Origin of the sequence: Mesorhizobium sp. B2-3-6 (assembly GCF_006442305.1) — a bacterium.
GTDB lineage: Bacteria > Pseudomonadota > Alphaproteobacteria > Rhizobiales > Rhizobiaceae > Mesorhizobium.
This window is the reverse complement of record NZ_VFVW01000007.1, coordinates 345309-370949: the sequence shown is the minus strand read 5'-3', so window position 1 is coordinate 370949 and position 25641 is coordinate 345309. Positions and strand designations below refer to the sequence as shown.

The window sequence follows — 25641 nt, the reverse complement described above, 5'->3', positions numbered from 1 at the left end:
ATTGTTGGAGGAGATGCGTGATGGCGACCCAGGCGGATGCGCAGGAATTGGCGGCGCTGCGGGCGCTTTCGGCCGCCATCGGACAGGATCCGCATCTGACCCAGGCCGCCGGCGGCAACACCTCGCTGAAAGCCGGAGACACGCTGTGGATCAAGGCTTCCGGGACCTGGCTGAAAGACGCGCTCGCCGATGACATCATGGTGCCGGTGGCGATGGCGCCATTGCTCGAGGCGGTTGAACGACGCGATCCCGCCGCCGACCAGCCTCAGGCCTTCGCCATCGGCGCGCTCAACCCGCGCGGGCTGCGTCCCTCGATCGAGACCACGGTGCATGCCTTGATGCCGCAGCGCGTGGTCCTGCATGTCCACTGCGTCGACACCATTTCGCTTGCGGTGCAGGCCGATTGCGAGGTCCTGGCCGCGCGCCGGCTCGCAGGCATCCAATGGGCCTATGTTCCCTACCGCCGGCCGGGCCTGCCGCTGGCCCAGGGCATCTCCGAAAGGCTGCGGCCGGGCATCGATGTCCTGATCCTGGGCAATCACGGCCTCGTCGTCGCGGCCGAGACCGTCACCGGGGCCGAGGCGCTGTTGCGCCGCGTCACCGGGCTTCTGGCAAGGGCGCCGCGCGACGCGGCCGCGCCCGACATCGCGGCACTGACCGCGCTTGCCGCAAATTCCGGCTACCGCTTGCCCGTCGACACCGAGGCGCACGCGGTCGCCATCGATCCCGACAGCCGCCGCATGGCATCGGGCGGCAGCCTCTATCCCGACCATGTCATCTTCCTCGGCAAGGGTTCGGTGGTGGCTGCGCCCGGCGAGGACGTCGCCGCTGTCGTCAGGCGTCGCGGCGCCCAGCCCCTGTCGATCCTGTTTCCGGGGCTCGGCGTCCTGATGCGCGCCAATGCCAGCGCCGGCGCCGACGCCATGCAGCGTTGCCTTGCCGACGTGACGGCGCGGGTCGATGTCACGGCGACGTTGAATTACCTTACCGAGGCGGAGAACGACGAACTCGTCAACTGGGACGCCGAGCAGTACCGCCAGAAACTGAACGCCTCCGGTGGCTGACATGTCGCCCGTCGCCGGCTCGCCTCTCTCGGATCGTCTAGTCATCGGCGTCGATATCGGCACCTCGGGCGCCCGCGCCGTAGCCATGCGTCCAGACTTTTCAATTGCCGGCCAAGCCGCCGTCCGCCTCGACGCATTTGGCCAGGATCCACGCAGTCCGGCGGCCTGGTGGCAAGCGGTCCGGGCAGCGCTGGCGGAGTTGATTGCGGGCATCGACCGGACCACAGTCCGCGCCATCGCCGTGGATGGCACCTCGGGCACGTTGCTGCCGGTCGACGGTGCCGGACGGCCGCTCGCCGAACCGCTGATGTACAACGACAAGGTCGCCGGCGACGATATACTGGCCGCGATCGCGCGCGAGGCGCCGGCGGGCAGCGCCGCGCACGGCGCGACCTCAGGCCTCGCCAAGGCGCTTCACTTCCAGCATCTGCCGGGCGTGGCGGCGGTGCTGCATCAGGCGGACTGGATCGCCGGACAGTTGTCGGGCCGCTTCGACGTCAGCGACGAGAACAACGCCTTGAAAACCGGCTACGATGTCGAGGCCCGCCGCTGGCCGGACTGGATCGCGGCGACCGGAATGCGCATGGATTTGCTGCCTGACGTCGTCGAGCCGGGCGACGTCACCGGCACGCTCACCGCGGCCATGGCGGATCTGTTCGGTTTGGCCCGCGACGTGATCGTCGTTGCCGGCACGACCGATGGCTGCGCCTCTTTCCTGGCGACGGGTGCGGCGGGGGTCGGCGACGGAGTCACGGCGCTTGGCTCCTCGCTTACCATCAAGATCCTGTCCGACCGGCCGATCTCGGCGCCGCGATACGGCATTTACAGCCATCGGCTGGGCAATGCCTGGCTGGCCGGCGGGGCCTCGAATTCCGGCGGCAAGGTGCTGGCGCAGCATTTTCCCCTCGCGCGCATCATCGAGCTCAGTGCCATGATCGACCCGGCGACCGAGACCGGCCTCGACTATTATCCGCTCGCCACATCGGGCGAACGCTTCCCGATCGCCGATCCGGCGCTCCCCCCGCGCCTCGTCCCGCGCCCGGTGGATGATGCCGACTATCTCAAGGCGATGTTCGAAGGCATGGCCGCGATCGAAGCGCTCGGCTATCGCCGGCTTGGCGAGCTCGGCGCGCCGGCGCTGACTTCGGTGCGCAGCGTCGGCGGCGGCGCGGCAAATCCGGCGTGGAGCGCGATCCGGCAGCGTAAGCTCGGCGTTGCGTTCTTGCCGGCTTTGTCGGACGAGGCCGCTGCCGGAACGGCGCGGCTGGCGTTGAAGGGTGCGAACAAGGCGGGGCTGCTATGAACCGGAAACTGGCTGAACGCCTCGACGGCATCGGACCGCTGGCGGAGCGCTACCAGGTCTTCCTGGTCGACCAGTTCGGCGTGCTGCATGACGGCTCGGCCCCCTATCCCGGCGCGGTGGCGGCCTTGGCGGCACTGAAGCGCGCCGGAAAGACCGTGGTGCTGGTCTCCAACTCCGGCAGGCGCGCCAAGCCCAACGAGGACCGTTTGCTGAGGCTCGGCTTCGAGGCCGGAAGTTGGGATCATTTCGTTTCCTCCGGCGAGGTGGCGTGGCGATCCTTCCACGAAATGGCGGGGACCGGAGCGTTGCGGCCCGGCACGAACTGCCTGTTGATCAGCCGCGATAATGACCGCACAGCGATCGAGGGCCTGCCTTTTGTGTTGACCGGAGCCGGCGATACCGCCAACCTGGTACTGATCGCGGCCAGCGAGGGCGACCGCTACGACCTGGACCATTATCGCCGCCTGCTGGCGCCGGCGGCGGCGCGAAAGGTGCCATGCTTCTGCACCAATCCCGACAAGATCATGCTGACGGCGGTCGGGCCTCGCTTCGGCGCCGGCGAGATCGCCGATCTCTACGAGAGCCTGGGCGGCAGCGTCACCCGCATCGGCAAGCCCGGCCCGGCGATCTTCGATGCCGCACTGGCGCTGGCCGGCGAGCCCGACCGCGCCAGCGTGGTCTGCGTCGGCGACAGTGTCGAGCATGACATAGCGGGCGGAAACGGCTCCGGCATCGCCACGGCGCTGGTCCTGAGCGGGATATTGGCGGACACTTCGGATCTTGTCGCTGTTTTCGACGAGGAGCAGGCCTGGCCGGACTACGTCACGGGGTCCTTCAGCTTCCGTTGACCGCCTCGAGCATGCGCCTTGCGCTCTCTTCGTCGGTGATCAGGATGGTCGGCGCGATCAGGTTCATGGCGCCGAGCAGCGCCGCTGTCTTCTCTTCGCCGCCGGACGTGAGAATGCGGATCGGCGCCTTGCGCAGCCGATCGACCTCCACCGACATCACATGGCTGTTGACGGGGTGGTCGACGAGATCGCCATTGCGGTCGAAGAAATGGAACAGAAGGTCGCCAACGGCGCCACGCGCAACCAGGGCCTCGCGGTCCGCCTCCTTAAGAAAGCCGCCGCGAGAGAAGGTGGTGGCCGAAGCGATACCGCCGACGCTCAGCAGAACGGCATCGAGCACGTTGGCCATCTCAAAAACTTCCTGCAGGCCGCAACGCTCGACCAGCGCGATCTTGGTCTCGACGCTGTCGACGACGGCCGGCGTCGGGATCAGGTAGCCGTCGCCCTGGAAGATTTGGGCGAAGCGCCAGGCGAACTCGGCCGGGTTGTAGCGGCGCACGACGCCCACACCGCCCAGCAGCGAAATCACCTTGAAGTCGGTGAGCGATTTGGCGCTGATGAAGGGCAGGCTCGAGAACAGCGTCTGACCCCAGCCGACGCCGACGCGCATGCCGGATTTCATCGTATCGGACAGGAAAATCCCGGTCTTGGCGCTGATCGCCGGGATCGGATCGGCATTGGGCGCGGTCAGCGGCGCCACCAGCGCCTGCTTCAGGCCGAACGTGCGCTCCAGCGCGCGCTCCAGCCGCACGATCTCTGACAGCTCGCTTTCGATGGTGATTTTCACCTCGTTGCGGGACCTCGCCTCCGCCAGCATGCGCACGATGGTGACGCGGCCGACGCCGAGCACGTCGGCGATCTCGTTCTGCGTCATCTGCTCGACGAAATACATCCAAGCGGCGCGGATCCTGAGGCGGTCCGTACGGCTCTCGTTGACGACCTGTTCGGGCGCCTCGGCCCCGCCGTTTTCGCTATCGCCCTGCCGTCGCCTGCCCAACTGTCTGTCTCCCCGCTCGGCGATGTAGGAGTCACTCGCCGATTCTCCACGCTGGTTTAATATCGCCTATTGATCTACCAATCGATAGGAACAATGTAGGGTCAGCGGCCGGCTCTCGGCGGCCGAGGCCGGTAGACGTTTTCGAGGCGATTCGCGATGCTCCGACAAATCTCCAGGGATGTCCGCGTCAATTTGAAGGACCGGCTGCGCGACGTCCGCGACATCATTCGCCAGAGCCGCCACGACAGCGACAGCGAGGCCAATCTCGTGCGGGAAGCAACCAGCCATTTGCCGCCGTTCCCGGGCAAAGGCATCGAAGGCCTGCTCGGCCATGCCGCCAGTGCCGTCGACGAAGCCTTGTCGATCGCCGAATCCTTTGTCCCGCATGACCGCCCGACGAAGATCGACGGAACGACTGTGAAAGGCCTTGGCATCTATTTCCCGGCCGGCAACGAGGAACGCCGGTCCAGCGCCGAGCGCGTCTTCCGGCGCGACATGTACTATCTGACCAGGACCGTGCTCGCCGCCCTGAAGATCGACAATGCCCGGATCCACGAGGCGGATTTCGCCGCCGTCCACGCCGCCATGCAAAAACGCCACGCCGGTCTGCTGGCCGCGATACCCGCCAGACCCGGCCCCGCCGCGCTGCCGGCCGTCGCCGCTGCCTGTGCGGCGCTGCTGGTCGAGTGCCTCAACCACCGTCCTGTCCGCTTTGTCGAAGCCGAACCGGATGCAATCGGCGACCGGGCGCTCGACATAGCTTGCTTGGCCCCCGTCGTCCTGGCCTGCGGCCTGGCCACCACGGCCAGCGACGGTGCGCCTGAGCCCGACATGCTGGAGACCGCTGTTCTGGCGGCCGGCATCCGTCACGACCGCATCGTCAAGGCCTGTGCCAAGGCGAGCCCGGTCGATGAATTGACACCTGTCTTCGCCACCTTGCTTGCCCATTTGCCGTAGCTGCCGGTTCTGGCCGAGACTATCGCCCGAGCGCCATGTCCGCGATGGTCTTCTTGGCGCGCTGGATCGAGGCCGGGCTCATCGACAGCTCGGTCAGCCCCATCTTGAGAAAGGCCGGGATGAGGTCGGGGCGTCCGGCCGCCTCGCCGCACATGCCCACCATGATGCCGGCGGCCACGCCGGCTCTTGCCGTCAACTCGATCGCCGACATGACGGCCGGGTTGGCGACATCATTGAGCTTGGCCACGGTCGGGTTGAGCCGGTCGGCGGCCATGATGTACTGGGTCAGGTCGTTGGTGCCGATCGAGAAGAACGACACCTCTTTCGCCAGCGCCGGCGCGATCAGAACGGCGGCCGGCGTTTCGATCATCACACCAAGATCGAACGCCGCATGCGGCACGCCTTGCGCCTTCAGTTCCGCCGCGCACTCGGCAACCAGGACCCGCGTCTGCCGTACCTCCGATATGTCGGAGACCATCGGGAGCATCACCTTGATGTTGCCGTGCACGGCTGCCCTGAGCAGCGCCCTGAGTTGGCGCTTGAAGATATCCGGCCGGTCGAGGCACATGCGAATGCCGCGCCAGCCGAGGAAGGGATTTTCCTCGTCGGGAAATTCGATGCCGGCGATCGGCTTGTCGCCGCCTATGTCGAGCGTGCGCACGATGACCGGATAGGGCGCGAATGCCTTGGCCAGCGCCGCATAGGTCTCCGCCTGCATGTCCTCGGAGGGCAGATGCATATGACGCATGAACAGAAGCTCGGTGCGGAACAGGCCAACGCCCATGGCGCCGGCTTCCTGCGCTGCCTCGATTTCCTCCAGCGAGCCGATATTGGCGGCGACCTCGATGATCCTGCCGTCCGCGAGTTTTGGCGTCACGGTCTTGAAGACGGCCAGTCCGGCGCGCTCCTTGACCGCCGCCTCGACGCGGGCGGCGAAGTCCGCGCGGGTCGCCGCATCGGGGTCGACGATTACCTGCCCGCCATTGCCGTCCACGGCCACCTCGCGCGCGCTGCGCAGGGCATTGATCTGGTCGCCAAGGCCCAGCACTGCCGGAATGCCGTGCGAACGGGCGATGATGGCAATATGCGAGGTGGCCCCGCCATGGCCGCATACCACCCCGCCGATGCGCTTCAGCGGCGCCCGCGCCAGGTCCCAGGCGCCGATGTCGTCGGCGATCAGGATGGCGCCTTCGGGGATATTTTCGAGGCTGGCGTCATCCTGGCCGAGCAGCGCCAGACAGATCTGTCGTCCGACCGCATGGCAGTCGTCGGCGCGCGCGTTGAGATAGTGATCATCGACCGCGCTGAAATCGGCGGCTATGGTGGAGGCGGCGGTGATGACGGCTGAGACAGCGTCATTGCCGCTTTTGATCGCCTTCTCGGCCTCGCCGGTCAGGCTGTCGTCGGCGGCGATGTCCCGCAGCGCCGCGATGATGCCGCGATCTCCGGCGGACAGGGTGTCCTGCGCCAGCGCCTTGTCCATGCGCGCCTGAACGGCGGCGACGGCGGCGCGGAACCTGTCGATCTCGCCGGCGATCTCCTCCGCCTGCAGCATGCGGCCCTGTCCAGCGATGTCAGGCGGAAAATGCGCGAAGGCAGGCCCGATGGCGACGCCCTCGCTCGCCGCGACGCCGCGCAAACCGGCCACGCCTGAAGCAGCCGGTACGGGTTCGGACGCCGGCACAATGTCCTCGCCCGTATTGGCGGCCGGTTGCGGATCGTCATCGTCGAGACCTGCCTTCGGATTCTCGAGATAGCCGATCAGCGCCTCGATCGCCTCGATGGCGTCCGCGCCATTCGCCCGCACGGTGACTTCCTGGTTTTCCTTCACCGCCAGCAGCATCAGCTTGACCGAGCTCTTGGCGCTGACCGCCTTGCCGTCCTTGACCAGCTCGACATCGGATTCGAAACCCTTGGCAAGCTTGACGAAGCGCGTGGCGGGACGGGCGTGCAAACCTTCATGCACTCTGACGATGGTCGAGCGTTCCATGGCAAATACTCTGTTGTGGCGCCGCGCCGACATGGGTCGCGGCGCGAATGCTTCAGGCGGCGATGGTGATGATCGCGTCTGTCTTCAGGGCGGCCACGAGCGCTTGGGTGTCGACCTGCGAAGCGCAGATCTCGCCCGGCCGCTCGGCCTCGGTGGCGCCATTGAACGAGATGACGACATGCCCCATCTCGAGCACCTTGCTCCAGGCGCTGGAGCCGACCGCCGTGATTGTCGCGGAAACAGGTCCAAGGGTGATCGACGCGCCCTTCTGCGGCGCGCCTTCGCTGGGCCCGAGTTCCGTCTTGTGGAGCACGGAAACCTCGGCAAGCTCCGGCGGCGAGCCATCCGCGAACAGGATGAGCACGCCCCCTTCGGCAAGGTCCGCTACTTCAGGCCCGATGGAAGTGACCCGTGTTCTCAGCAGAACCGTCATATGGCGAACCTCATTTCCTTACTTTCCTCGAGGGGGTCACGGACGCCCGTGAACCCCTCTATCTCCGTGCTTTGGCGCAATTCCCCATGGGAAAGCGCTACGCGCCTTTTTCCGGGAAAGCCGTTTCAGGCTTTCCCGGAATTTGCTTAGAACACGATCAGGCTGACGACCCAGGCGATCAGCACCGAGACCGGGCCCATGATCTGGCGGCTGATGAGAACCGCCGGGACGCCGATTTCGATCGTCTTGGGCTTGGCTTCACCGAGCGCCAGGCCGACCGGGACAAAGTCGCAGCCCACCTGGGTGTTGTAGGCAAACAGCGCCGGCAGCGCCATCGCCGGCGAAATCGTGCCGTTGGCGATCTGCGGACCGATGATGGCGACGCCGATGACCTGCGCGATGACCGCGCCCGGTCCCAGAATGGGGGACAGGAACGGCAGGCCGCAGATGGCCGAGATGATCAGCAGGCCGACGATGTTGTTGGCGAGCGGTCCCATCGGCTGGGCAAGCACGTCGCCGATGCCGGTGTACAGGATCAGGCCGATGAGCATGGTCACGAAGGCCATGAACGGCAGCACGTTGCGCACCACCTGGTCGATCGTACGGCGGCCGGCATTGAAGAAGATGCCGACCACGCGGCCCATGACGCGGCCGATCGAGCTGATCAGGCCGATCAGCCCGCCTTCGCTCGGCAGCGGCTGTGGTGCCGCGGCCGCGGTGTTGTTGCCTGGACTCATCGATGCTGCTCCCCCCGCAGTGGTGACCGCCTCGGATCCGTCCGCCATTGTGACATTGGCCGGCTTCACGCCCGAAACGTAGATGTCCTCGGTGATGAACTGGGCGAGCGGCCCAGCCTGGCCGACCGGCGTCAGGTTGACGGTCGGGATGCGCTTGCGCGGATAGACGCCGCAGCGTGCGGTGCCGCCGCAGTCGACGACGACGACCGCCATCTCGCTTTCGATCGGCGGCGCCTTGAAGCCGTCGACGGCCGTAGCGCCGGTCATGTCGGCGATGAGCTGTGCCACGGGATGGATGCCGCCTCCGGTGACGGAGACGATCTTGTCGCGCTGTGCGGTCGGCTCGATGACGAGCGGGCCGCCCCAGCCCGTGGAGCCCCGGGAGATCCTTACGGCTTTGTATGTCTTGGCCATGATGTCCTCCCCGCCCTTACAGCTCGACGCCCTGGCGGCGTGCCATGATGGCGGTGATGCGCTCGGTCAGCATGCCCTTGAGCAGGATGACGACGAGGCCGACGATGGCGTACCAGATCGCCACCTTGACGTGATAGCCTCCGGCGACGACACCCCGCTTCTCGAGGTCGAGCAAGGCGACCAGCATGCCGCCCCAGACGAAGTATTCGCCGGGGTTGATATGCGGGAACAGGCCGAGCGGCGGATGCACGTAGGAGACAGCCGCGTCATAGAAGGCGGGCTTGTGCTTTTCTTCCAGGAACGATCCGAAGGTGTAAGCCATCGGGTTGGTGAGGAAGAACACCGCCAGCAGAGGCAGCAGCGTATAGCGGGTCAGCGCGATCCTGCCGGCGCCGCGTGCCAGGCCGTGGACGCGCTCCTCGCCGACCAGTTCGGTGACGGCGTAGAAGGCGGTCATCAGCACCACCAGTGTCGGGATGATGCCGGTAACGAAGCCGGCGAACACTTCGCCGCCTTTCTGGAAGATGCCGATGAAGTATTTGCCGATTGCGGTCAGCCAGCCGAGTTGCTCTTCCTGCTGCACGTTTTTCAGCTGTTCCTTCAGCTGATCGGCGGTGACAGGCGCGCTGTCGGTCTGCGCCTGCGCCAACACCACGAGATGATCGGTGGCATGCTCGACGCCGAGCCTGCCGTGCCAGGCAGCATCCGAGACCATGGTGCCTGCAACATGCAGGTTATGCACGGCCATGTCGGCATGCTGCGCCAATAACGAAAATACAGACATTTCTCCTCCTTATGCCGCCCGCCGGTTGATTCCGGCCGGTGCGCGGCGTCCTCTAGGCCCTTGCTACGTTCAAGCCGGACAAGCCCGGCTTCTTCCCCGGCTCCGACCGTGCTTTGTCGATCTGTTCAATCGCCCGTTTCACGGCCTCGGCCACACCGGGTTCCCCCTCCCCCAAGATCGCAGGGTTGGACCGGAGTTGATCGAGGGGAACACCCTCGAATTGTTGATGTCGTTTGAATTTGGTGAATACCGAGCGCCCGCTCATGACCATCATGCGGCGCACGATCAGGTCCGGCGTCACCACGACGAGCGCGATGGTGCCCTTGGCCAGCCGGCCGCGAAAATTGCCGGCCCCGACGAAGCCATCCTTGTACTGGTCGGTGACGCCCCGGAAGACGTCCGAATAGTGCCGCATCTGCAGCCAGACGCCGAGCGACTGCAGCGCCCACACAATAACCAGCAGAAGCAGTCCCCACTGCCAAATCGCCATTCGGTTCTCCTCCCGAAGCCTTCATTGAACCGCATCTTGGACGGATGCGCGACAACAGCAAAGTGAGAACATTTGTTTCCGAGAATGTCAATATGTATGATATTGACCTCGGTCATGGTCATCCACAGGCCGTCGGCCGATTTCGGCGACGGCACGGTTGTGCTAGCCTGTCGTCAAACGGGATATGTGAAATGGAACTGCCCTTCAGGGATGAACTGGCCCTTATGCCCGACCTTCGCCATCGGTTGCGGCAATTGCGCTGGTTCCGCGCCACGTTTCGCGGCAGCGCCAAGGTGGTGTCCGACACATTCGGCGTGCGTTTTGAAATCGACGAAGCCAGGCTCACAAGGGCTTTTCTCGACTGGGTCGAGATCATGGAGGCGCAGAAGCGTTTCGCCGCGATCGACCGCGCCGACTTCATCGTCTTTGCCGCCGGCCTCGTGCTGCGCGAACTGATACGGCAGGCGCCGGCCAGGGAAGTCTCCGGCCTCAGCCATCTCGTCGGGACCGAGCAGAATGCCGGCACGCTGGAAATCGTCCGCTTCTGGCCTGAGGGGTTCCTCTACACCAATTATTGCGTTTCGGTGATTTCGGCGATCTACGAGCAGGAATTCGGCTCAGCGCCCAGCATCGACAAATGCGCCGACGACCTGCGCACATGGTGGTCCTATCGCGAGAACGTGACCGAGATGCCGGCCTATGCCGTGGCTTTCCTCGACCGCTTCCTTGGCGCCGAACCGAACTGGATCACGCCGGATCGCGCGCAATCGCGGCAGGCCATGCAAAGGGCGCTTGGGTCGGCCCGGGCCAGCGATGCGCTACGCCAGCTTTGACAGATTTTGGCGCCCGACCACCACGCTATTGAACATTTGACTTTTTGCCGGTAGCAAAGTGCAAAACTCCGGGGAGAAGCGTGGCGCGATCAAGGCCTATCATTTTCGATTGCGACGGCGTTCTCGTCGACAGCGAACCGCTGGCCGCCAAGGCCTATGAGCGCGTCTATGAAAAGCACGGCATGCCGGGCGTGCACGGCGGCATCATCGCCCAGTGCATCGGCATGAAACAGTCCGACATCATCATCAAAATCAGGGAATTGACAGGCCATCAGTTTCCGGCGGCGGCGGACGGCGACATCTGGACCGAGACCAGGATCCTGTTTTCGCAGGAACTGAAGCCGACACCAGGAATCGCCGCGTTTCTGGAGGCGTTTGAGGGCGACCGCTGCGTTGCCTCCTCGTCCTCCGTCGAGCGCATAAACCACAGCCTGGCAGTGACGGCGCTGGCGCGGTTCTTCGGCGACGCAATTTACAGCTCCTCGATGGTTAAGAACGGCAAGCCCGCGCCGGACATTTTCCTGTTCGCCGCGGCAAAGATGGGCGCCAATCCGGCGGACTGCATCGTCATCGAGGATTCGCCCTTCGGTATCCAGGGCGCGGTTGCCGCCGGCATGACGGCGATCGGCTACACCGGCGGCGGCCACACCTATCCCGAGCATGGCGCGCGACTGAAGGCGGCCGGCGCCGATTTCGTCTGCACCGACTGGCAAGAGATCAGCCGGCAATTGTCCGGGCTCGGTGTCCCCGCCTAAGAGCTTGTTCTAGCGAGTGGGTAGTCCAAGCCGAACCCATTCGTCTGGCGGGATTACAGATCCGACACGTAGGCCGAACGACAAAACCCTGGTCACATCGCTGTCGACCTCGCAGCGGAAGCCCAGATGGTACCACGTGCCCGTCGCGCGAAAAGCGACATCCGGGGCGTTGAGAATATTGCCGGCCTTCAGCGGCACGCTTGGGATCAAGTCGGGGAAATAAGAGGCGTCCAGCAATTGCTGCTGCAATGCGCTGGCGCAAAGTTTGGCACCACGCTGGGCGCGCGGCACGCCGCCCATCGAGGTCGTGGCCAGCGCATCGCCGGTAGCGTCTTGCGAATAGAGCTTGCGAACGCCCGGAAGCCCGGAATAGCGACGCGACGCGGCACTGGCGACATCAGGGGAAGTTGGGCTTCCCGCGCTCCCGTTGGAGGACTTCGAAACTTTTGAAGAGCCGGGCTTCGGCGCATTTGCGGGTTTTGGCGTCGGCTTTTCAGCCGATATCGGAAGCTCGACCTCAGTATCGCCATCATCGGCGGCCAACGGCGCTGCCGCAGCCGTTTGGTTGTCAGCGTCGGGGGTTTCCGCCTCCTCAGCATCCTTCAGGGACTCGGCATCCTTCGCGGCGGTTGCCGGCTTCTCGCCGGCCTCGGGCAACTCTGCCGGCTTTTCGGTGGCCGCCGGCGCGCCAGACTTGGTCTCCGCAGGCTCAGGCGTCACGGGCGGCTTGGACGTCTCCTCCTTGGCAGGCGCTGGCGAACTGTCTTGAGCGCTGGCTCCGTCCAGGGATTTCCTGGGGCCGGCGTCCTTGTCGCCGAACTGAAAGACAGGTCTCAAGGTCTCGATCGGCGGCGTCTTGCGCGACTGCTTTTCGGGCGGTTCTTCAGGCTTCGTTTCCGGCGGCTTCTCGGCTTTGGGCTCCTTTGGCGATGCGGGAGCAGGTTTCGGTTTTGGCTGATCGGGCGGAGGCACGAGCGCGACATTTACCGGCTGGTCCTGCTGCGGCTCCTGGGCTGGCCTCGGCAGGTTGTAGAACACCAGCGCTGCGAGGAGCGCATGCAGGATCAGCGATGCGGGCAGCGCCCACAACAGATCCCGACGCCGCTCTCGTGCCTCGTCCTTCATGCTGACCGATGTGGAATGAAATAGCGGCGGCTTCAAGCATAGGCTTTGGATTGATGCAATTTAACCGCTGCACAGCTCGGTGATCTGGATGATCCGCGCCGCCGCGCCGCCCGTCGAGGCGTTGGCACGGCTGGTCGAGCGACCGTGCCGTCCTGAATATTCGCAACGACCCTGTTCTGTGACGAGTGACTAGCCTTGCCGCTGGTGCTGGATCTCGTCCAGAAACTGTCCGTCCAGCGGCGTTTCGCCAAACCAGTTCAGCCGGTTGATGCTGACGAAGCCGGCATCGATCGCCTCGTTCTCGTCGCCCGGCTCACTTGCGTGAGCGCGCCCGCGCGGGACTGTGATGACGGTGCGATCGCCGTCGCTCTCCAGGATTTCAGCCTTGCGGCCGATCTTGTCGCGGCCGATGCGCGGCTGCCGGATCCCGGCCGGCAGCGAAGCCGGCAGGTTGATGCTGAGCCAATGGCCATATGCCGCCCACTCTTCACGCGACCGCCAGAGCGAGGAGATCAACGCGCCGAGCCACTCGTCGTCGACACCGCTGAAGTCCGGATTCTTCACCCGGGAAAAGCCGATCGCCGGAATACCCCAGAATGTCGCCTCGCGCGCAATGCCCAGCGTCCCGGAATAGGCAAGGTCCTCGGCGACGTTGCGCCCGTCATTGACGCCCGCCAGAACCAGGTCGGGCTTTTGGCCATCCGCGAACAGCCAGGCCATCGCACTCACCACGCAGTCGGCCGGAGTGCCGGAACACGAATACCAGCCGGGCTTGACGCGCCGCATGATCAACGGCCGCGCGATCGTCAGCGATGCGCCCGCGGCGGTGCGCTTGCCGTCGGGTGCCACCACCCACAAATCGTCGCTCAGGCTGCCGGCCGCCTTGACCAGCCGGGCAAGGCCCGCCGCCTCGATGCCATCATCGTTGCAGATCAGGAGTCTCATGTCTCTTTTCCTCGGCGCACCGTGATGCTCTGGCCGGTGCGGCATTGCGGGCGCAGCGACGGAATATGGGCTTTCAGGTCGTCAAGGAGTTCGCTCGCGCAGGAATGACCGAGCGCCTCCGGGCGCCCTGCCTTCTCCCAGATATCGACATTGCCCGACAGCGTTGGGTGGGTGGGCATGCGCACCCAGTCCGCCCGGCCGGCCTTGTGCAGCAGATCGCCGGGGGAGCCGGAGGGCAGATGCCCGGTCAGCAACACCGGAAAGCCGGCCCGGTCGGCGCGCGGCAGCAGGCGGGACGAAGGCCCGGCCTCGCCCATGCCGTCATCGGCCAGCAAGGGCAGCGAGGGCAGCGGGTCGGCGTCGGTCCAGTCTGCGGCACTACCCAGCCGCAAGCGCAGGGTCTCGGATACGCCAGGCAGCAGCGCTGAAGTGGCGGCGATCTGCGCTTCGAGCGAAGCACGCATGCCGGCGTGGATGGCGAAGGGTCCCGGCAAGGCCGCGATCAATTCCAGCGACCGCCCCGACAGCGGCGTCGGCAGAAGGCATCCGTTCGAATGGCGCGCCACCCAGCCCGAAATGGCCTCGGCGCGCGCCGCACCCGGCACGGGATCGGCGCCATAGGACGCGTCGAGAACGAGAAGATCGCATTCGGGGATCGCGTCCATCACGAAGACATTGCTGTCCGGCACCACGTCGGCCGAATAGACGACGCGGCTCTTGCCATCGTCGACGGCAAACCAGACGCCGCCGACGACATGTCCCGACCTCCCCGTCCTGACCCTGAGATTGCCGCTCTTCAGCAAATCGCCGGGTTCGAAAATCTCGATGCGATCTTCCGGAAAGGGAAATCGCTTGAGATCCCCGGGATCGGCATAGCCGGCGAGCGTGGCCGGAGCCTCGGCGCGGGTTTCGGCCGTCATGAAAATCGGACCGGCATAGCCGCGCGACAAAAGCCAGCTCAGAGCACCGACGTGATCCTCGTGCGCATGCGAGACAAACAACGCGTCGATGTCGGCGATCGACCCGTCAAGTGCCGGATAGTACTCCGCCCCTGTGGCCCCGACCTTGATGCCGATATCGAGCAGGATGCGATCGTTTCCGCTGCGGACGGCAACGCTGGTGCGGCCCTTTTCGCCGAAGCCGCCGGCCAGGTCCAGCTTCATCACGACGCCGCCTCCGCCGGGATCAGCCAGCCAGACTTGATGCGCAGGCGCGCCTGGGCTCCGCTCTCCAGCACGACCGGGTCGGGCTGCTCGAAATGCAAGGTAAGATCAGGTCCTGCGGAAGGCGTAAATTCGATGCGCGCCGAGCCACCCTGGTAGATCACCCGCTTGACGAGGCCATCGAAGCCGGGGCCGTCCGACGAGACGTCGAGATCGGCCGACCGGCAGCAGATCCTTGCGCCAGCGCGCGGCCGCTCGCCTGCCCGGCAGCGGACGACCAGCTCGGTTCCGAGAACCCGGACCTTGCAATGACCCGCCTCCTCGGAGCTCAGCACGTCGGCCGGAAGCAGAATGCCCTGTGAAATGAAGGAGGCCACCATTTCATTCGCCGGCTCATGATAGAGCTCGCGCGGGGTCGCGAGCTGGACCAGGCGACCGTGATCCATCACCGCGATGCGATCGGCCAGCGCCATGGCCTCGGCCTGATCGTGGGTGATGTAGACGATGGTCGTGCCGGTGCGCTTGTGAAAGGCGGCGAACTCGTCCTCCATCGAGGCCCTGAGATGCACGTCGAGATTGGCGAGTGGCTCGTCGAACAATACCAGCGAGGGCGCGGCGACCAGGCAGCGCGCCAGGGCCACGCGCTGGCGCTGGCCGCCGGAGAGGTTGGCCGGCCTACGGTCTCCTAACCCCTGTAGATTGACCAGGGCCAGCGTGTCGGCAACCTTCTGGCGGGCGACCGCCTTGTCCAGCTTTGCAACCTTGAGCGAATAGCCGATGTTCTCGGCGACCGTCATGTGCGGCCACAATGCGTAGTTCTGGAAGACGATGCCGACCCGCCGCTTCTCTGGTGGAACGCTGCCGCCTGCACCCGACACGACCTCGCTGCCGACGCGGATTTCGCCCGACGTCACCTTCTCGAAGCCGGCGACAAGCCGCAGCAACGTCGTCTTGCCGCAGCCGGAAGGCCCGAGCACGGCAAGGAATTCGCCGTCGCCGACATCGATCGAAACGTCCTTGACCGCATCGAACTCGGCGAAGCTCTTGGTCACATGGTCCAGGGTCAATCGCGCCATGGCAGAACTCCACTCGGAAGATGAGGGGCAAGCAGGTTGGTCACCAGCATCAGCACGAAGGTGACCGCGACCGTGATGACGGACATCGCCGCCGCGTAGTTGGAATCGCCGCCCTGTTCGAACGAGAACATCACCACGCCGATTGTCTCGGAACCCGACGACCACAGCAGCGCCGAGACCGTGAGCTCGCTGAGCGCCGTCATGAAGATCAGCAGGCCGCCGGCGATCGCCGCCGGCGCCACCAAAGGAAAGACGATGGTGCGCATGCGCGTGAACAGGCCGGCGCCCGCCACTTGTGCAGCCTCCTCCAGCGTCCGGTCGATCTGGTGATAGCCGCTGATGGTCGGCCGCAAGGCCAGCACCAGGAAGCGGGCGAGATAGGCGTAGAGGATGATCCAGACCGTGTTGTAGAGCTGTATGCCGGTCAGCGGGATCGGCCGCAGGAACAGCAGCAGCGATGCGATCGCCAGCACCACGCCGGGCAAGGCATAGGGCAGTTCGACCGAAAGATTGAGCAGCCGCACCCAGCGCTGTTTGCCCCAGGCAATGAGATAGCCGATCGGCACGGCGACGAGGACCGCGAAGAAGGCGGCGGCGATAGACAGCCAGAAGCTGTTGAAGAAGGCGCGGCTGGCGGCAGCGTGCTCGAACAGCACGAAACGGTAATTGTCGAGCGTCGCCGTCTTGGCGCTGAGCGCGATGCCGTAGCCGGGAACCAGCGACGTCAGCACCAGCCCGAACAGCGGCAGGAACAACACCAGTACGACTAGCAGCCACATGCCGGCCTGGACGACCGGACGCCAGCGGCCAAGCTCGTAGGGCTCGGCGGGCAGCGAGGTGGAGCTGATGCGGTAGTCGCGGCGCCGGCTCATGACCTCCTGGGCGATAATGCCGGCCATGGCGATGATGCCGATCAGCACCGACAGGAACGCCGTCTCGCCGAGCACGGCCGGCCCGCCGCCGGCCAGTTTTTGATAGATCAAGGTCGGCAGCACGAGATAATTGGCGGGAATGCCGAGAAAGGCGGGAATGCCGAAATTGCCGACGCAGGACACGAAGGCCAGTGCCGCTGCCGCCATGATCGACGGTGTCATCAGGGGTAGCACGATGGTGACGAGCACGGTGAACCAGCTCGCGCCGCCGGCTCGCGCCGCCTCGACCAGTTCGCGCGGCAGCTTGCGCAGGCCGGCGCGCACCAGCAGGAACACCAGCGGGCCATACTGCACGCCGAGCAGCAGGATGATGCCCGACGTGGAATAGAGCGGGTTTTTGGTGCCCAGCGGCGGTGCGGCGCCGAACAGCTTGAGGAACGGGCTGGCCGGTCCGAACAGTTGCAGCCAGGCAAGCGCCGTGACCTGCGGCGCGATCATCAGCGGCATGACGTAGCAGAGCACCAGCGCGCTTCGGCCACGTATGTCGGTCAGCGTGATGAGCACCGCCACCAGCGTTCCCGACAGCACGGCAAGCACCGTGCCGCCTATGCCGACGACAAGCGTATGCCAGGTGGCGATCCAGGTCGCCGGACTTCTCAGTCCGGCCTCCAGGGCCATCGTTGACACCATGCCGCCGGGTGCCACGATTTCCTTGATCAGGCGCAGCATCGGCAGCAGGGACAGCAGCACGATGACGACGGCTACCGCCGCCGTCAGGACCATTTCCTGGCCCCGGCTTTCCCTGATCGTTGATGGCATCGTTGCTTTCCTGAAATTCGACCAGCGCGCAGTGGGGATGCCGCCGAAGCGGCATCCCGGCCGGATCGCCGAGCCTTGTCAGCCGCCGAACAGTTCCGAGAACTTCGCCTTGTCGGCGTCGGTCTTGGCGACGATTGCCTTGGTGTCGAACGACATTACCTTGACCTTGACGCCTTCCGGCAGCCATTCGGGCCGGCCGACCGAGGCCCGTGCCGGCAGGTAGCCCATCGAAAGCGCCAGCTTCTGGCCTTCGTCCGAAAGAATGAAGTCGACGAACTTCTTGGCGCCGTCGACATTCTTGGCCGTCTTCATGATCGCGACCGGTTCGGTCACGGCCGGAACGCCTTCCGAGGGGAACACGAATTCCACCGGCGAGCCCTTCTTCTTGGCGTTCATCGCCATGAAGTCGACGAGGATGCCATAGGGCTTCTCGCCTGATGCCACGGACTTCAGCACCGCGCCATTGCCGCGCACGCTGACGGTGTTGTTGGCCTTCAGCTTCTGGAAGAAATCCCAGCCGTAATCGGCATCGCTGGCGAAACCCGAAAGCAGGTAGGCGGCGGCACCTGAATAGAGCGGGCTCGGCATGACGAGACCATCGGCATAGGCCGGCTTGGCGAGATCGGCCCAATGCTCGGGTTTTTGCGCAGCCGCGGTGTTGTAGACGATGCCGGTGGTGATCAGCTTGCTGCCGAAATAGGTCTTGTCGGCGTCGTAAGCATCCGGCTCGATGCCGTCGAGCTTTGCCTCGGGATAAGGCAGCAGCCGGCCATCCTTCTTCAGCAACTCCATCGAGACCGCATCGGCGATCAACAGCACGTCGGCCTGCGGGCTGCCGGCGGCGAATTCGGCCGCCATCTTTGTGAGGATGTCGCTGGTACCGGAACGATAGATTGCCACGTCGATGCCGGGCTGCGCCTTCTTGAAGGCCTCCACGGTCTTGGCCGCATCGGCTTCCGGCTGGGATGTGTAGAGCGTCAACGTTTCGGCACTTGCCATGCCGGCAAACAAAGTTGCCGCGAGCGCCAGCTGGCTGCCCAGCAGCTTGATGAATAGCGTCTTCATAAGACCTCCTGTCCTGTCTGTGCACGACTGGTCCGGCCCCGGCCGGTTCCCTGTCTCTTCCTCCCTGCACGGCGCATATGACTGGTGGATGACACAGCGCGTGAGATATACAGAATATGTTCATATGTTCGATGTCAATTACAAATGAACAAAACTGTGCAACAATCGACACGCCGGACATCCGGTGCCAGTTGACACGCGGCCGGCCTTTCTCCGAAGAGGCGATGCGGGGCCCAGGCCAAGGCTCATGAGGACGAAAAGCGATGCCCGTGGAAAAACCGAGACCGGCCCGCTCCGGATTGCCGATGGTGTCGTCGGATCTCAACGTCAAGACGGCGTGGCTCTATTATGTGGAGGGCTTCACGCAGGAGCAGATCGCCGAGAAGCTCGATGTCTCCAGGGTTAAGGTCATGCGCACGCTGGCCGCGTGCACGGCCGAGGGCATCGTCGTCACCATGATCAACGCGCCGACCGCCGAACAGGTGGCGCTCGAACGTGCACTCGAGAAGCGCTGGGGCCTCGATGCCGCCGTCGTCATCCCGACGCCTTCGGCGCAAGACCACCTGGAGAAGGCGATCGGCCACGCCGTGGCGGCCTATCTCGGCGAGCAGATGCAGGACGGCATGACGCTGGCAATCGGCGGCGGCGCGACCCTGCATGCAAGTTTGGGCTTTCTCGCCCGCCGGCAGCTGAAGCACGCCTCGGTCGTGGCGCTCGTCGGCAGCCTGCCGCATTCGCAATGGATCAATCCGTCGATCGTCGCCGCCAAGGTCGCCGATGTCTTCGAGGTCGACAGCTACCAGATCACTGCGCCGGTGACGGTCGACAACCCCTCGCTGCGTGACCTGCTCTGGGCGCAGCCGGCGCTGCAGGACGTGCGGCAGCGCGCTGCCGCCGCCGATATCGCGCTGCTTACCGTCGGCGACATGTCGCCGGACGCGACCATCTTCCGCCACGGCATCGTGCCGTCGTCGCTCATCGCGTCGCTGAAAGCGAAGGGCGCGGTCGCCAACATGCTGTGCTATTTCGTCGATGCCTCAGGCAGGCTGGTCGACCACGAAGTCAACGGCCGCGTCATGGCCATCGACCTCGATGTCGTCGGCCAGGTGCCGAATGTCGTGCTGGCCGCCGGCGGAAAACGCAAGGTGGCCGCGATCCTCGCCGCGCTGAAGGCCGTCAGCACCAATGTGCTGATCACCGACAGCGATACGGCGACGGCGCTGCTGGCAAAGGCTGGCTGACGCTGCTTCCAGTGCCGCTTAGATCAGGCCGCGTTCGCGCAAGAAATCCTCGACGCCGACATGGGTCATGGATTCGAATTCGGCGATCGCCTCGGCCACCCGCCTGCGCTGGGCCGCCAGCAGCGTGAACACCTGCTTCATCTCGCCGGAAACGCCGAAGCGGCCCCAGCGCTCCGCGATATGCGCAGGCAAGCCGATATCGGCGCAGAACGCATCCAGGCTCTCATAGCCGAGACTGGCGACGAGTTGCTTGGTTTCGTCCCCCGACATACGCGGCTCGAAAGCGTGATCGTGCAGGCGCTGCGCCACCAGCTTGATGTCGGACGGAGACGCGCCCATCACCTTGCCGAACAGGGTCTTGACGTCGGATGGATCGAATGCGGGCATGCGGACCTCCCTTGATCACAGTCCACCTGAAACATGGGCGAAGGGTTCGCGCCTGACAAGTCGATTCTGTGGTGAGCCGGCGCATCATTCGACGCCGGCTCACGTCAACGTGACCTACACCAGCATGCCCATCGGGTTCTCGATCAGCTTCTTGAAGGCGACCAGCAGTTCGGCACCGAGCGCTCCGTCCACGGCGCGATGGTCGGTCGACAGCGTTACCGACATCACCGTGGCGATTCTGATCTCGCCGTTCTTGACCACCGCCCGCTCCTCGCCGGCGCCCACCGCCAGGATCGTCGCATGCGGCGGGTTGATGACGGCGGCGAAATCCTTGATGCCGAACATGCCAAGGTTCGACACCGCCGTGGTGCCGCCTTGATACTCTTCCGGCTTCAGCTTGCGACTGCGCGCGCGGCTGGCCAGGTCCTTCATCTCGTTGGAGATCACCGACAGCGTCTTTTCATCCGCCTTGCGAATGATCGGCGTGATCAGGCCGCCGGGGATCGAGACGGCAACGCCGACATCGGCATGCCTGTGCTTGACCATGGCGCTTTCGGTCCACGAGGCATTGGCATCCGGCACCGCCTTCAAGGCCATGGCCATCGCCTTGATCACCATGTCGTTGACCGAGAGCTTGTAGGCGGGCGCCTCGCCCTTGTCGGTCTTCTTGACCGGTGCGGCCGCATTGAGCTGCGTGCGCAGCGAAAGCAGCGCATCGAGCTCGCAGTCGAGCGTCAGGTAGAAATGCGGGATGGTGGTCTTGGCCTCGACCAGCCGCCGCGCGATGGTTTTGCGCATATTGTCGTGCGGCACCAGCTCGTAGGAGCCTTCCTCGAACAGGCGCAGCACGTCCCCCTCCCCCTTGAGGGGAGAGTGGCCGGCCAAAGGCCGGTCGGCTGGGGTCGCTTCGACGGGGCTCGGCGCAAAAGCGGTGCCTTCTGAGGCGACCCCCTCCGTCCGCTTCGCGGACACCTCCCCCTCGAGGGGGGAGGAGAGTACCGCATCGATATCCGCCTTCACGACGCGGCCATGTGGGCCTGTGCCTGATATGCCGGAGAGATTCAGTCCTCCTTCACGAGCCAATCGACGCGCCAAGGGTGTAGCGCGGGGTTTCCCCTCCCCCTCGAGGGGAGGGTGGCCGGCCGAAGGCCGGTCGGGTGGGGTCGGTTCGACCGGGCTCAGCGCGAGGGCGGTGCCTTCTGAGGCAACCCCCTCTGTCGACTTCGTCGACATCTCCCCCTCAAGGGGGGAGATTGGCGCCTTGTCCTGCTTGGCCCCGTAGCTTTCATCATCGGCATAGATCCACGCAACCGGCGCTCCGACTGGAATATCGACGCCTTCCTTGCCGGAGACATCGCGCAGGATGCCGCTGGCCGGCGCGTCGATTTCCATCGCCGCCTTGTCGGTCTCGATCTCGAACAGCACGTCGCCCTTCTTGACCCGGGCGCCTTCCTCGGCGAACCAGCGCGAGATCTGTCCGGTCGCCATGTCCATGTCGACCTTGGGAAGAATGACTTCGGTCGGCATGTCTCAGCGAACCCCTCTCACGAGGTCGCGGGCGGCGGTGATGATGCCGGGAACCTGCGGCACCGTCGCCTTCTCCAGCTCCGGATTGTACGGGATCGGCGTCTCCGCGCCGCCCAGCCGCACGATCGGCGCGTCGAGATAGTCGAACGCCTCGCTCTCGGCGATCATGGCGCTGACTTCCGCGCCGATCCCGAGCGTCTTGACCGCTTCATAGACGCACATCAGCCGCGACGTCTTCTTGACGCTGTCGATGACGGTCTGCTTGTCCATCGGCCGGATGGTCCTGAGGTCGACGACTTCGACGTCGATGCCTTCCGCCTCCAGCGCGGCCGCGGCGTCGAGCGCCTTCTGCACCATGATCGAGGTGGCGACGATGGTGAGATCGCGCCCTTCGCGGCGGATATCGGCCTTGCCGATCGGCACCGTGTAGTAGCCTTCCGGAACCGGGCCCTTCATCTTGTAGAGCAGCTTGTGTTCGAAGATCATCACCGGATCGGGATCGGCGACGGCAGCCAAAAGCATGCCCTTGGCATCGTGCGGCGTCGCCGGCTGGATGACCTTCAGGCCCGGCACATGGCCGAGCCAGGCCTCCAGGCTCTGGCTGTGCTGCGCGGCGGCACCGGTGCCGGAACCGGCGGGAAAGCGCATCACCACGGGAACGGAAACCTCACCGCCCAGCATGAAGCGCATCTTCGCCGCCTGGTTGACGATCTGCTCCATGGCGAGCGTGGCAAAGTCGGAGAACTGGAACTCGAAGATCGGCCGCATCCCGGTGAGGGCCGCACCCACCGCGACACCCGCGCCGCCCAGTTCCGAGATCGGCGTATCCATCACCCGGTCCGCGCCGTAGCGCTCGACCAGATCGCCGGTCACCTGGAAGGCGCCGCCATAGACGCCGATGTCCTCGCCCATCAGGAAGACGCGTTCGTCCATGTCCATGGCGATCGCCATGGCTTCCTGGATCGCCTGGGCGTAGCTCAGTTCACGCACCATCGCGTCCATCACGCCTGCTCCGTATACACGTAATTTCCGGTCTCGCTGACATCAGGCGACGGGCTCGCCTTGGCGAACTCGATGCCGTCGGCGATTTCCTTGGCCACCGCTTCGCGGATCGCCTCGATGCCCTTGTCGTCAATGAACCCGAAGTCGCGCAGCTCGCTTTCGAACAGGGTGATCGGATCGCGGTTCGACATCCAGTCCTCGATCTCCTCCTTGGTGCGATAGCGGTTGCGGTCGCTCTTGGAATGGCCGCGATGGCGGTAGGTCTTGGACTCGATCAGCGTCGGCCCCTCGCCCGCGCGTGCGCGCTCGACGGCCTTGTAGGACGCCTCGGCGACCTCCGAAAAAATGTTGCCGTTGACGATGACGCCGGGCATCGAATAGGCGGCGGCGCGCTCGGCGATGTTCTTGACCGCGGTCGAGCGGGCCGTCGACGTCGACATGCCGTAGCCATTGTTCTCGCACACGAAAATCACCGGCAGCTTCCAGATCGCCGCCATGTTCAGCGCCTCGTGGAAAGCGCCCTCATTGTTGGCGCCGTCGCCGAAGAAGGAGACCACGACCTTGCCGGTCTTCATCATCTTGGAGGAGAGCGCCGCCCCGACGGCGATCGGAATGCCGCCGCCGACGATACCATTGGCGCCCAGATTGCCCTTGGCCACGTCGGCGATGTGCATCGAGCCGCCGCGTCCCTTGCAGTAGCCGGTGGTCTTGCCGAAGAACTCGGCGAACATGCGCTTGACCTCGGCGCCCTTGGCGATGCAGTGGCCGTGGCCGCGATGCGTCGAGGTGATCTGGTCATCCTCGCCGAGCGGCATGCAGATGCCCATGGCGCTGGCTTCCTGCCCGATCGACAGATGCATGGTGCCGTGGATGAGGCCGCGCGTGTAGCTCTCCTCCGCGCCCTCTTCGAAGCGGCGGATGAGGTACATCTTGTAGAGCACCTGTCTGAGCTGCTCGGCGCTGTACTGGCGATAGACGAAGGGCAGGTTGGCGCGGCTGTCCGCGACGGCTTTGCTGGCTGCGGCCATGATCACACCTCCACGGTTCCGTAGACGAGCTTGTCCTGGCGCGCGCGCAGTTCGGCGATCTTGGAGCCGGGAGCCGGGGCGGCATTGGCGTAGGTGATGAGCTCGCCCTTCTTGATCGGCGCCGTCACCGAACCGCCTTGCAGCAGACCGCAGGGAATGGCCCTGGCGGCATGTGCTTCCGGCGCCGTCATGATCCAGGCGCGGTAGCAATATTCGCCGATCGCATCGAGCTTCTCGCCCGGCTTCATGTCCTTCTTGGCCACGGCTGCGACTTCGGCCACCGGCTTTGCCAGCGGCACCATGTCGGCCTTGCCGTAGAGCACGACGCGGGCGCAGGTCAGGGGCACTTCGAGCGAGGTCAAATGGTAGGGCCGATGGAAGGTGAAGTACGGGCCCTTGCCCATCTTCAAATCTTCCATGCGCTCCGAAATGCGCGGATGCGACATGTCGGCGACGACGAACACGCCGGGCGCGACACCCTTGCCGATCGAATAGTCGACGACGCCGACCTTCGACAGCACGCCGCCGTCCTTCTGCGGCACCAGCACCTTGGACAATTCGCCGAGCGTCGCCGCCGGACCATGCATGCCGGCCTTGTCGGGCACCAGCCCGGTGGCGTTGGCGATCGCCGCCATCTCGACCATGGTCTTGGAGCCGTCGACGAACTCGACCAGCATACGCACATTCATGTGCCGGCGCTTGGCTTCCTCTTCATAGTCGGGCGGCGTGGCGTCGATGTTGAGCGGATTGTTCTTGCCCTTGCCGGCGGCGACGATCGGATGGCCCATGGCCGAGACGAATTCGATAAGCTCCATGCAGGAAGACGGCTCGTCGCCGGCGCCCAGCGAATAAGTGACGCCGAGCCGGTCGGCCTCGCTCTTGAGATAGGCGCCGATGGTGACGTCGGCCTCGACATTCATCATCACCAGGTGCTTGCCGTGCTCCATGGCGCGCAAGCCGATCTCGGCGCCGACGGCGGGAACGCCGGTGGCGTCGATGACGACATCGATCAGGTCATTGTTGATGACCAGGCTGGCGTCGTTGGTGACCGCCACCTTGCCGGCCTCCATGGCGGCCGTCATCGCCGAGGCGTTCGACACTTCGCGCGCATGCCCGGTTTCCTGGAAGGCGATATCCACGGCCTTACTGGCGGCGGGCAGGTTCAGCTCGGAAATGGCGCCGATCTCAATACCGGACATATGGGCGACGCGGGTGACGATGTCGGTTCCCATCTCGCCCGAACCGATCAAGCCGATGCGGATTGGCTTGCCCGACTTGGCCCGCACCTCGAGATCACGGGCAAGGCCCGTCAACGAAACATTGGAAGCCATACCGCTCATTCCTCCCGTAATGCTGCTATTCAATCACCTGACGGGTATTGAACATCTGTATTTCTGTCAAGACTAATGTCCAGATTTGATGCGCTTTTGCAGCACTTCCCAGCATCACGAGCAAGATGGGAAAGCCGGCAAATCCGACAACCAAACGGCTCGCGACGGTTCGACGCATTCGGGCCCGGAAAAACTTCAACCGTGAGCGCGCTTGATGGCGAGAGAAGGGGCGCCCCCTGCTTAAGTGCTAGCCAACCGGAAAATCGTGGAAATGGATGATGGTGCTGACCGGAATGCCGCGCCATTTGCCGGCGATCAGCCGGTGGACACGTCCGGCGAAGATGTGACGGACACTGCCATGGCGTTGGAATAGCTCTTGAAGGGCATTGGCGTCGGTTAGCGTGACCTCGTCGAGCACCGGCATGTGGATGCCGAACGGCGGGTGGTGCATAAAC

The 25641-nt window shown here is 64.9% G+C and carries 25 protein-coding genes; 7 read left to right on the top strand and 18 right to left on the bottom strand.

The annotated features are described in order from the left end of the window. Window positions 1-20: 20 nt before the first annotated feature. From FJ953_RS21985 to FJ953_RS21975, 3 genes are read left to right on the top strand one after another with little or no spacing between them, the layout of a single operon-like run. Window positions 21-1064, top strand: coding sequence for a class II aldolase/adducin family protein (locus tag FJ953_RS21985; protein ID WP_140567509.1), 1044 nt, complete (start codon window positions 21-23; stop codon window positions 1062-1064). 1 nt (window position 1065) lies between these two features. Further along, window positions 1066-2367, top strand: a complete 1302-nt coding sequence (locus tag FJ953_RS21980; RefSeq protein ID WP_140567507.1) for an FGGY-family carbohydrate kinase — start codon at window positions 1066-1068, stop codon at window positions 2365-2367. After that, entirely contained in the window at window positions 2364-3215 is an 852-nt protein-coding gene (locus FJ953_RS21975; RefSeq protein WP_140567505.1) for a TIGR01459 family HAD-type hydrolase, read from the top strand. The genes FJ953_RS21980 and FJ953_RS21975 overlap by 4 nt, the downstream gene beginning before the upstream one ends. On the opposite strand, the gene FJ953_RS21970 is transcribed toward FJ953_RS21975, so the two are convergent. After that, entirely contained in the window at window positions 3202-4212 is a 1011-nt protein-coding gene (locus FJ953_RS21970) for a sugar-binding transcriptional regulator (protein WP_140554317.1), read from the bottom strand. The two genes, FJ953_RS21975 and FJ953_RS21970, sit on opposite strands and share 14 nt — an antisense overlap. A gap of 156 nt (window positions 4213-4368) precedes the next feature. Here FJ953_RS21970 and FJ953_RS21965 point away from each other — a divergent pair, with 156 nt between their 5' ends. Then, window positions 4369-5169 carry a hypothetical protein gene (locus FJ953_RS21965; RefSeq protein WP_140625047.1) on the top strand — a complete coding sequence of 267 codons (801 nt, stop codon included), beginning with the start codon at window positions 4369-4371 and terminating at the stop codon, window positions 5167-5169. A gap of 19 nt (window positions 5170-5188) precedes the next feature. Here the strand turns inward: FJ953_RS21965 and ptsP are convergent, their stop codons facing one another. The 5 genes from ptsP to FJ953_RS21940 all read right to left on the bottom strand — a co-directional run bounded on the left by ptsP (window position 5189) and on the right by FJ953_RS21940 (window position 10017). Next, a complete protein-coding gene (gene ptsP / locus FJ953_RS21960; RefSeq protein WP_140625046.1) occupies window positions 5189-7159 on the bottom strand; it encodes a phosphoenolpyruvate--protein phosphotransferase in 1971 nt (656 codons plus the stop codon). Window positions 7160-7211: 52 nt separating this feature from the next. Then, the gene (locus FJ953_RS21955; RefSeq protein ID WP_140501604.1) at window positions 7212-7592 is read right to left on the bottom strand and encodes a PTS glucitol/sorbitol transporter subunit IIA; all 381 of its coding nucleotides are present in this window, start codon (window positions 7590-7592) and stop codon (window positions 7212-7214) included. A gap of 146 nt (window positions 7593-7738) precedes the next feature. After that, window positions 7739-8743: a PTS glucitol/sorbitol transporter subunit IIB gene (locus FJ953_RS21950; RefSeq protein ID WP_140558471.1), complete on the bottom strand. Its 1005-nt coding sequence runs from the start codon at window positions 8741-8743 to the stop codon at window positions 7739-7741. Between the two features lie 16 nt (window positions 8744-8759). After that, on the bottom strand, window positions 8760-9527 hold the full coding sequence (locus FJ953_RS21945) for a PTS glucitol/sorbitol transporter subunit IIC (RefSeq protein WP_140625045.1): 768 nt from the start codon (window positions 9525-9527) through the stop codon (window positions 8760-8762). A 52-nt stretch (window positions 9528-9579) separates the two neighbouring features. Continuing rightward, on the bottom strand, window positions 9580-10017 hold the full coding sequence (locus FJ953_RS21940; protein WP_140517924.1) for a transcriptional regulator GutM: 438 nt from the start codon (window positions 10015-10017) through the stop codon (window positions 9580-9582). A 191-nt stretch (window positions 10018-10208) separates the two neighbouring features. Here FJ953_RS21940 and FJ953_RS21935 point away from each other — a divergent pair, with 191 nt between their 5' ends. Continuing rightward, a complete protein-coding gene (locus FJ953_RS21935; protein WP_140625044.1) occupies window positions 10209-10850 on the top strand; it encodes a hypothetical protein in 642 nt (213 codons plus the stop codon). Window positions 10851-10930: 80 nt separating this feature from the next. Further along, window positions 10931-11605, top strand: coding sequence for an HAD family phosphatase (locus tag FJ953_RS21930; protein WP_140625043.1), 675 nt, complete (start codon window positions 10931-10933; stop codon window positions 11603-11605). Between the two features lie 9 nt (window positions 11606-11614). On the opposite strand, the gene FJ953_RS21925 is transcribed toward FJ953_RS21930, so the two are convergent. The 6 genes from FJ953_RS21925 to FJ953_RS21900 all read right to left on the bottom strand — a co-directional run bounded on the left by FJ953_RS21925 (window position 11615) and on the right by FJ953_RS21900 (window position 18670). Beyond that, window positions 11615-12730 (bottom strand): DUF930 domain-containing protein, encoded by a 1116-nt coding sequence (locus tag FJ953_RS21925; protein ID WP_140625059.1) that lies wholly within the window; start codon window positions 12728-12730, stop codon window positions 11615-11617. Window positions 12731-12919: 189 nt separating this feature from the next. After that, complete coding sequence (locus FJ953_RS21920; protein ID WP_140625042.1) at window positions 12920-13675, bottom strand: 5'/3'-nucleotidase SurE; 756 nt, start codon at window positions 13673-13675, stop codon at window positions 12920-12922. Continuing rightward, the gene (locus FJ953_RS21915) at window positions 13672-14838 is read right to left on the bottom strand and encodes an MBL fold metallo-hydrolase (RefSeq protein WP_140625058.1); all 1167 of its coding nucleotides are present in this window, start codon (window positions 14836-14838) and stop codon (window positions 13672-13674) included. The genes FJ953_RS21920 and FJ953_RS21915 overlap by 4 nt, the downstream gene beginning before the upstream one ends. Continuing rightward, window positions 14838-15914: an ABC transporter ATP-binding protein gene (locus FJ953_RS21910; protein ID WP_140625041.1), complete on the bottom strand. Its 1077-nt coding sequence runs from the start codon at window positions 15912-15914 to the stop codon at window positions 14838-14840. The genes FJ953_RS21915 and FJ953_RS21910 overlap by 1 nt, the downstream gene beginning before the upstream one ends. Beyond that, window positions 15902-17605: an iron ABC transporter permease gene (locus tag FJ953_RS21905; RefSeq protein WP_140500631.1), complete on the bottom strand. Its 1704-nt coding sequence runs from the start codon at window positions 17603-17605 to the stop codon at window positions 15902-15904. The genes FJ953_RS21910 and FJ953_RS21905 overlap by 13 nt, the downstream gene beginning before the upstream one ends. Window positions 17606-17683: 78 nt before the next feature. After that, window positions 17684-18670 carry an ABC transporter substrate-binding protein gene (locus FJ953_RS21900; RefSeq protein ID WP_140525497.1) on the bottom strand — a complete coding sequence of 329 codons (987 nt, stop codon included), beginning with the start codon at window positions 18668-18670 and terminating at the stop codon, window positions 17684-17686. A gap of 263 nt (window positions 18671-18933) precedes the next feature. Here FJ953_RS21900 and FJ953_RS21895 point away from each other — a divergent pair, with 263 nt between their 5' ends. Then, complete coding sequence (locus tag FJ953_RS21895) at window positions 18934-19911, top strand: sugar-binding transcriptional regulator (protein WP_140500629.1); 978 nt, start codon at window positions 18934-18936, stop codon at window positions 19909-19911. An 18-nt stretch (window positions 19912-19929) separates the two neighbouring features. On the opposite strand, the gene FJ953_RS21890 is transcribed toward FJ953_RS21895, so the two are convergent. The 6 genes from FJ953_RS21890 to FJ953_RS21865 form a co-directional block, all read right to left on the bottom strand. Beyond that, window positions 19930-20298, bottom strand: coding sequence for a hypothetical protein (locus FJ953_RS21890; protein ID WP_140561611.1), 369 nt, complete (start codon window positions 20296-20298; stop codon window positions 19930-19932). A 114-nt stretch (window positions 20299-20412) separates the two neighbouring features. Continuing rightward, window positions 20413-21825: a pyruvate dehydrogenase complex dihydrolipoamide acetyltransferase gene (locus tag FJ953_RS21885; RefSeq protein ID WP_140625040.1), complete on the bottom strand. Its 1413-nt coding sequence runs from the start codon at window positions 21823-21825 to the stop codon at window positions 20413-20415. Between the two features lie 3 nt (window positions 21826-21828). Beyond that, the gene (locus FJ953_RS21880; RefSeq protein WP_140558466.1) at window positions 21829-22827 is read right to left on the bottom strand and encodes an alpha-ketoacid dehydrogenase subunit beta; all 999 of its coding nucleotides are present in this window, start codon (window positions 22825-22827) and stop codon (window positions 21829-21831) included. Beyond that, complete coding sequence (locus FJ953_RS21875) at window positions 22827-23855, bottom strand: thiamine pyrophosphate-dependent dehydrogenase E1 component subunit alpha (protein ID WP_140500625.1); 1029 nt, start codon at window positions 23853-23855, stop codon at window positions 22827-22829. Before FJ953_RS21875 ends, FJ953_RS21880 begins: the two co-directional genes overlap by 1 nt. 2 nt (window positions 23856-23857) lie before the next feature. Continuing rightward, entirely contained in the window at window positions 23858-25186 is a 1329-nt protein-coding gene (locus FJ953_RS21870) for an NAD(P)H-dependent oxidoreductase (protein WP_140525493.1), read from the bottom strand. A gap of 247 nt (window positions 25187-25433) precedes the next feature. Then, the gene (locus FJ953_RS21865; RefSeq protein WP_246674866.1) at window positions 25434-25610 is read right to left on the bottom strand and encodes a hypothetical protein; all 177 of its coding nucleotides are present in this window, start codon (window positions 25608-25610) and stop codon (window positions 25434-25436) included. Window positions 25611-25641 lie beyond the last annotated feature (31 nt).

Excerpts from the sequence above, each read along its gene's own strand:
- FJ953_RS21885 (WP_140625040.1), bottom strand. The coding sequence starts at position 21,825 with ATGCCGACCGAAGTCATTCTTCCCAAGGTCGACATGGACATGGCGACC.
- FJ953_RS21880 (WP_140558466.1), bottom strand. The coding sequence starts at position 22,827 with ATGGACGCGATGGTGCGTGAACTGAGCTACGCCCAGGCGATCCAGGAA.
- FJ953_RS21955 (WP_140501604.1), bottom strand. The coding sequence starts at position 7,592 with ATGACGGTTCTGCTGAGAACACGGGTCACTTCCATCGGGCCTGAAGTA.
- FJ953_RS21925 (WP_140625059.1), bottom strand. The coding sequence starts at position 12,730 with ATGAAGGACGAGGCACGAGAGCGGCGTCGGGATCTGTTGTGGGCGCTG.
- FJ953_RS21950 (WP_140558471.1), bottom strand. The coding sequence starts at position 8,743 with ATGGCCAAGACATACAAAGCCGTAAGGATCTCCCGGGGCTCCACGGGC.
- FJ953_RS21870 (WP_140525493.1), bottom strand. The coding sequence starts at position 25,186 with ATGGCTTCCAATGTTTCGTTGACGGGCCTTGCCCGTGATCTCGAGGTG.
- FJ953_RS21895 (WP_140500629.1), top strand. The coding sequence starts at position 18,934 with ATGCCCGTGGAAAAACCGAGACCGGCCCGCTCCGGATTGCCGATGGTG.
- FJ953_RS21975 (WP_140567505.1), top strand. The coding sequence starts at position 2,364 with ATGAACCGGAAACTGGCTGAACGCCTCGACGGCATCGGACCGCTGGCG.
- FJ953_RS21985 (WP_140567509.1), top strand. The coding sequence starts at position 21 with ATGGCGACCCAGGCGGATGCGCAGGAATTGGCGGCGCTGCGGGCGCTT.
- FJ953_RS21940 (WP_140517924.1), bottom strand. The coding sequence starts at position 10,017 with ATGGCGATTTGGCAGTGGGGACTGCTTCTGCTGGTTATTGTGTGGGCG.
- FJ953_RS21920 (WP_140625042.1), bottom strand. The coding sequence starts at position 13,675 with ATGAGACTCCTGATCTGCAACGATGATGGCATCGAGGCGGCGGGCCTT.
- FJ953_RS21980 (WP_140567507.1), top strand. The coding sequence starts at position 1,066 with ATGTCGCCCGTCGCCGGCTCGCCTCTCTCGGATCGTCTAGTCATCGGC.
- FJ953_RS21965 (WP_140625047.1), top strand. The coding sequence starts at position 4,369 with ATGCTCCGACAAATCTCCAGGGATGTCCGCGTCAATTTGAAGGACCGG.
- FJ953_RS21945 (WP_140625045.1), bottom strand. The coding sequence starts at position 9,527 with ATGTCTGTATTTTCGTTATTGGCGCAGCATGCCGACATGGCCGTGCAT.
- FJ953_RS21905 (WP_140500631.1), bottom strand. The coding sequence starts at position 17,605 with ATGCCATCAACGATCAGGGAAAGCCGGGGCCAGGAAATGGTCCTGACG.
- FJ953_RS21915 (WP_140625058.1), bottom strand. The coding sequence starts at position 14,838 with ATGAAGCTGGACCTGGCCGGCGGCTTCGGCGAAAAGGGCCGCACCAGC.
- FJ953_RS21865 (WP_246674866.1), bottom strand. The coding sequence starts at position 25,610 with ATGCCGGTGCTCGACGAGGTCACGCTAACCGACGCCAATGCCCTTCAA.
- FJ953_RS21910 (WP_140625041.1), bottom strand. The coding sequence starts at position 15,914 with ATGGCGCGATTGACCCTGGACCATGTGACCAAGAGCTTCGCCGAGTTC.
- FJ953_RS21935 (WP_140625044.1), top strand. The coding sequence starts at position 10,209 with ATGGAACTGCCCTTCAGGGATGAACTGGCCCTTATGCCCGACCTTCGC.
- FJ953_RS21875 (WP_140500625.1), bottom strand. The coding sequence starts at position 23,855 with ATGGCCGCAGCCAGCAAAGCCGTCGCGGACAGCCGCGCCAACCTGCCC.
- FJ953_RS21900 (WP_140525497.1), bottom strand. The coding sequence starts at position 18,670 with ATGAAGACGCTATTCATCAAGCTGCTGGGCAGCCAGCTGGCGCTCGCG.
- ptsP (WP_140625046.1), bottom strand. The coding sequence starts at position 7,159 with ATGGAACGCTCGACCATCGTCAGAGTGCATGAAGGTTTGCACGCCCGT.
- FJ953_RS21890 (WP_140561611.1), bottom strand. The coding sequence starts at position 20,298 with ATGCCCGCATTCGATCCATCCGACGTCAAGACCCTGTTCGGCAAGGTG.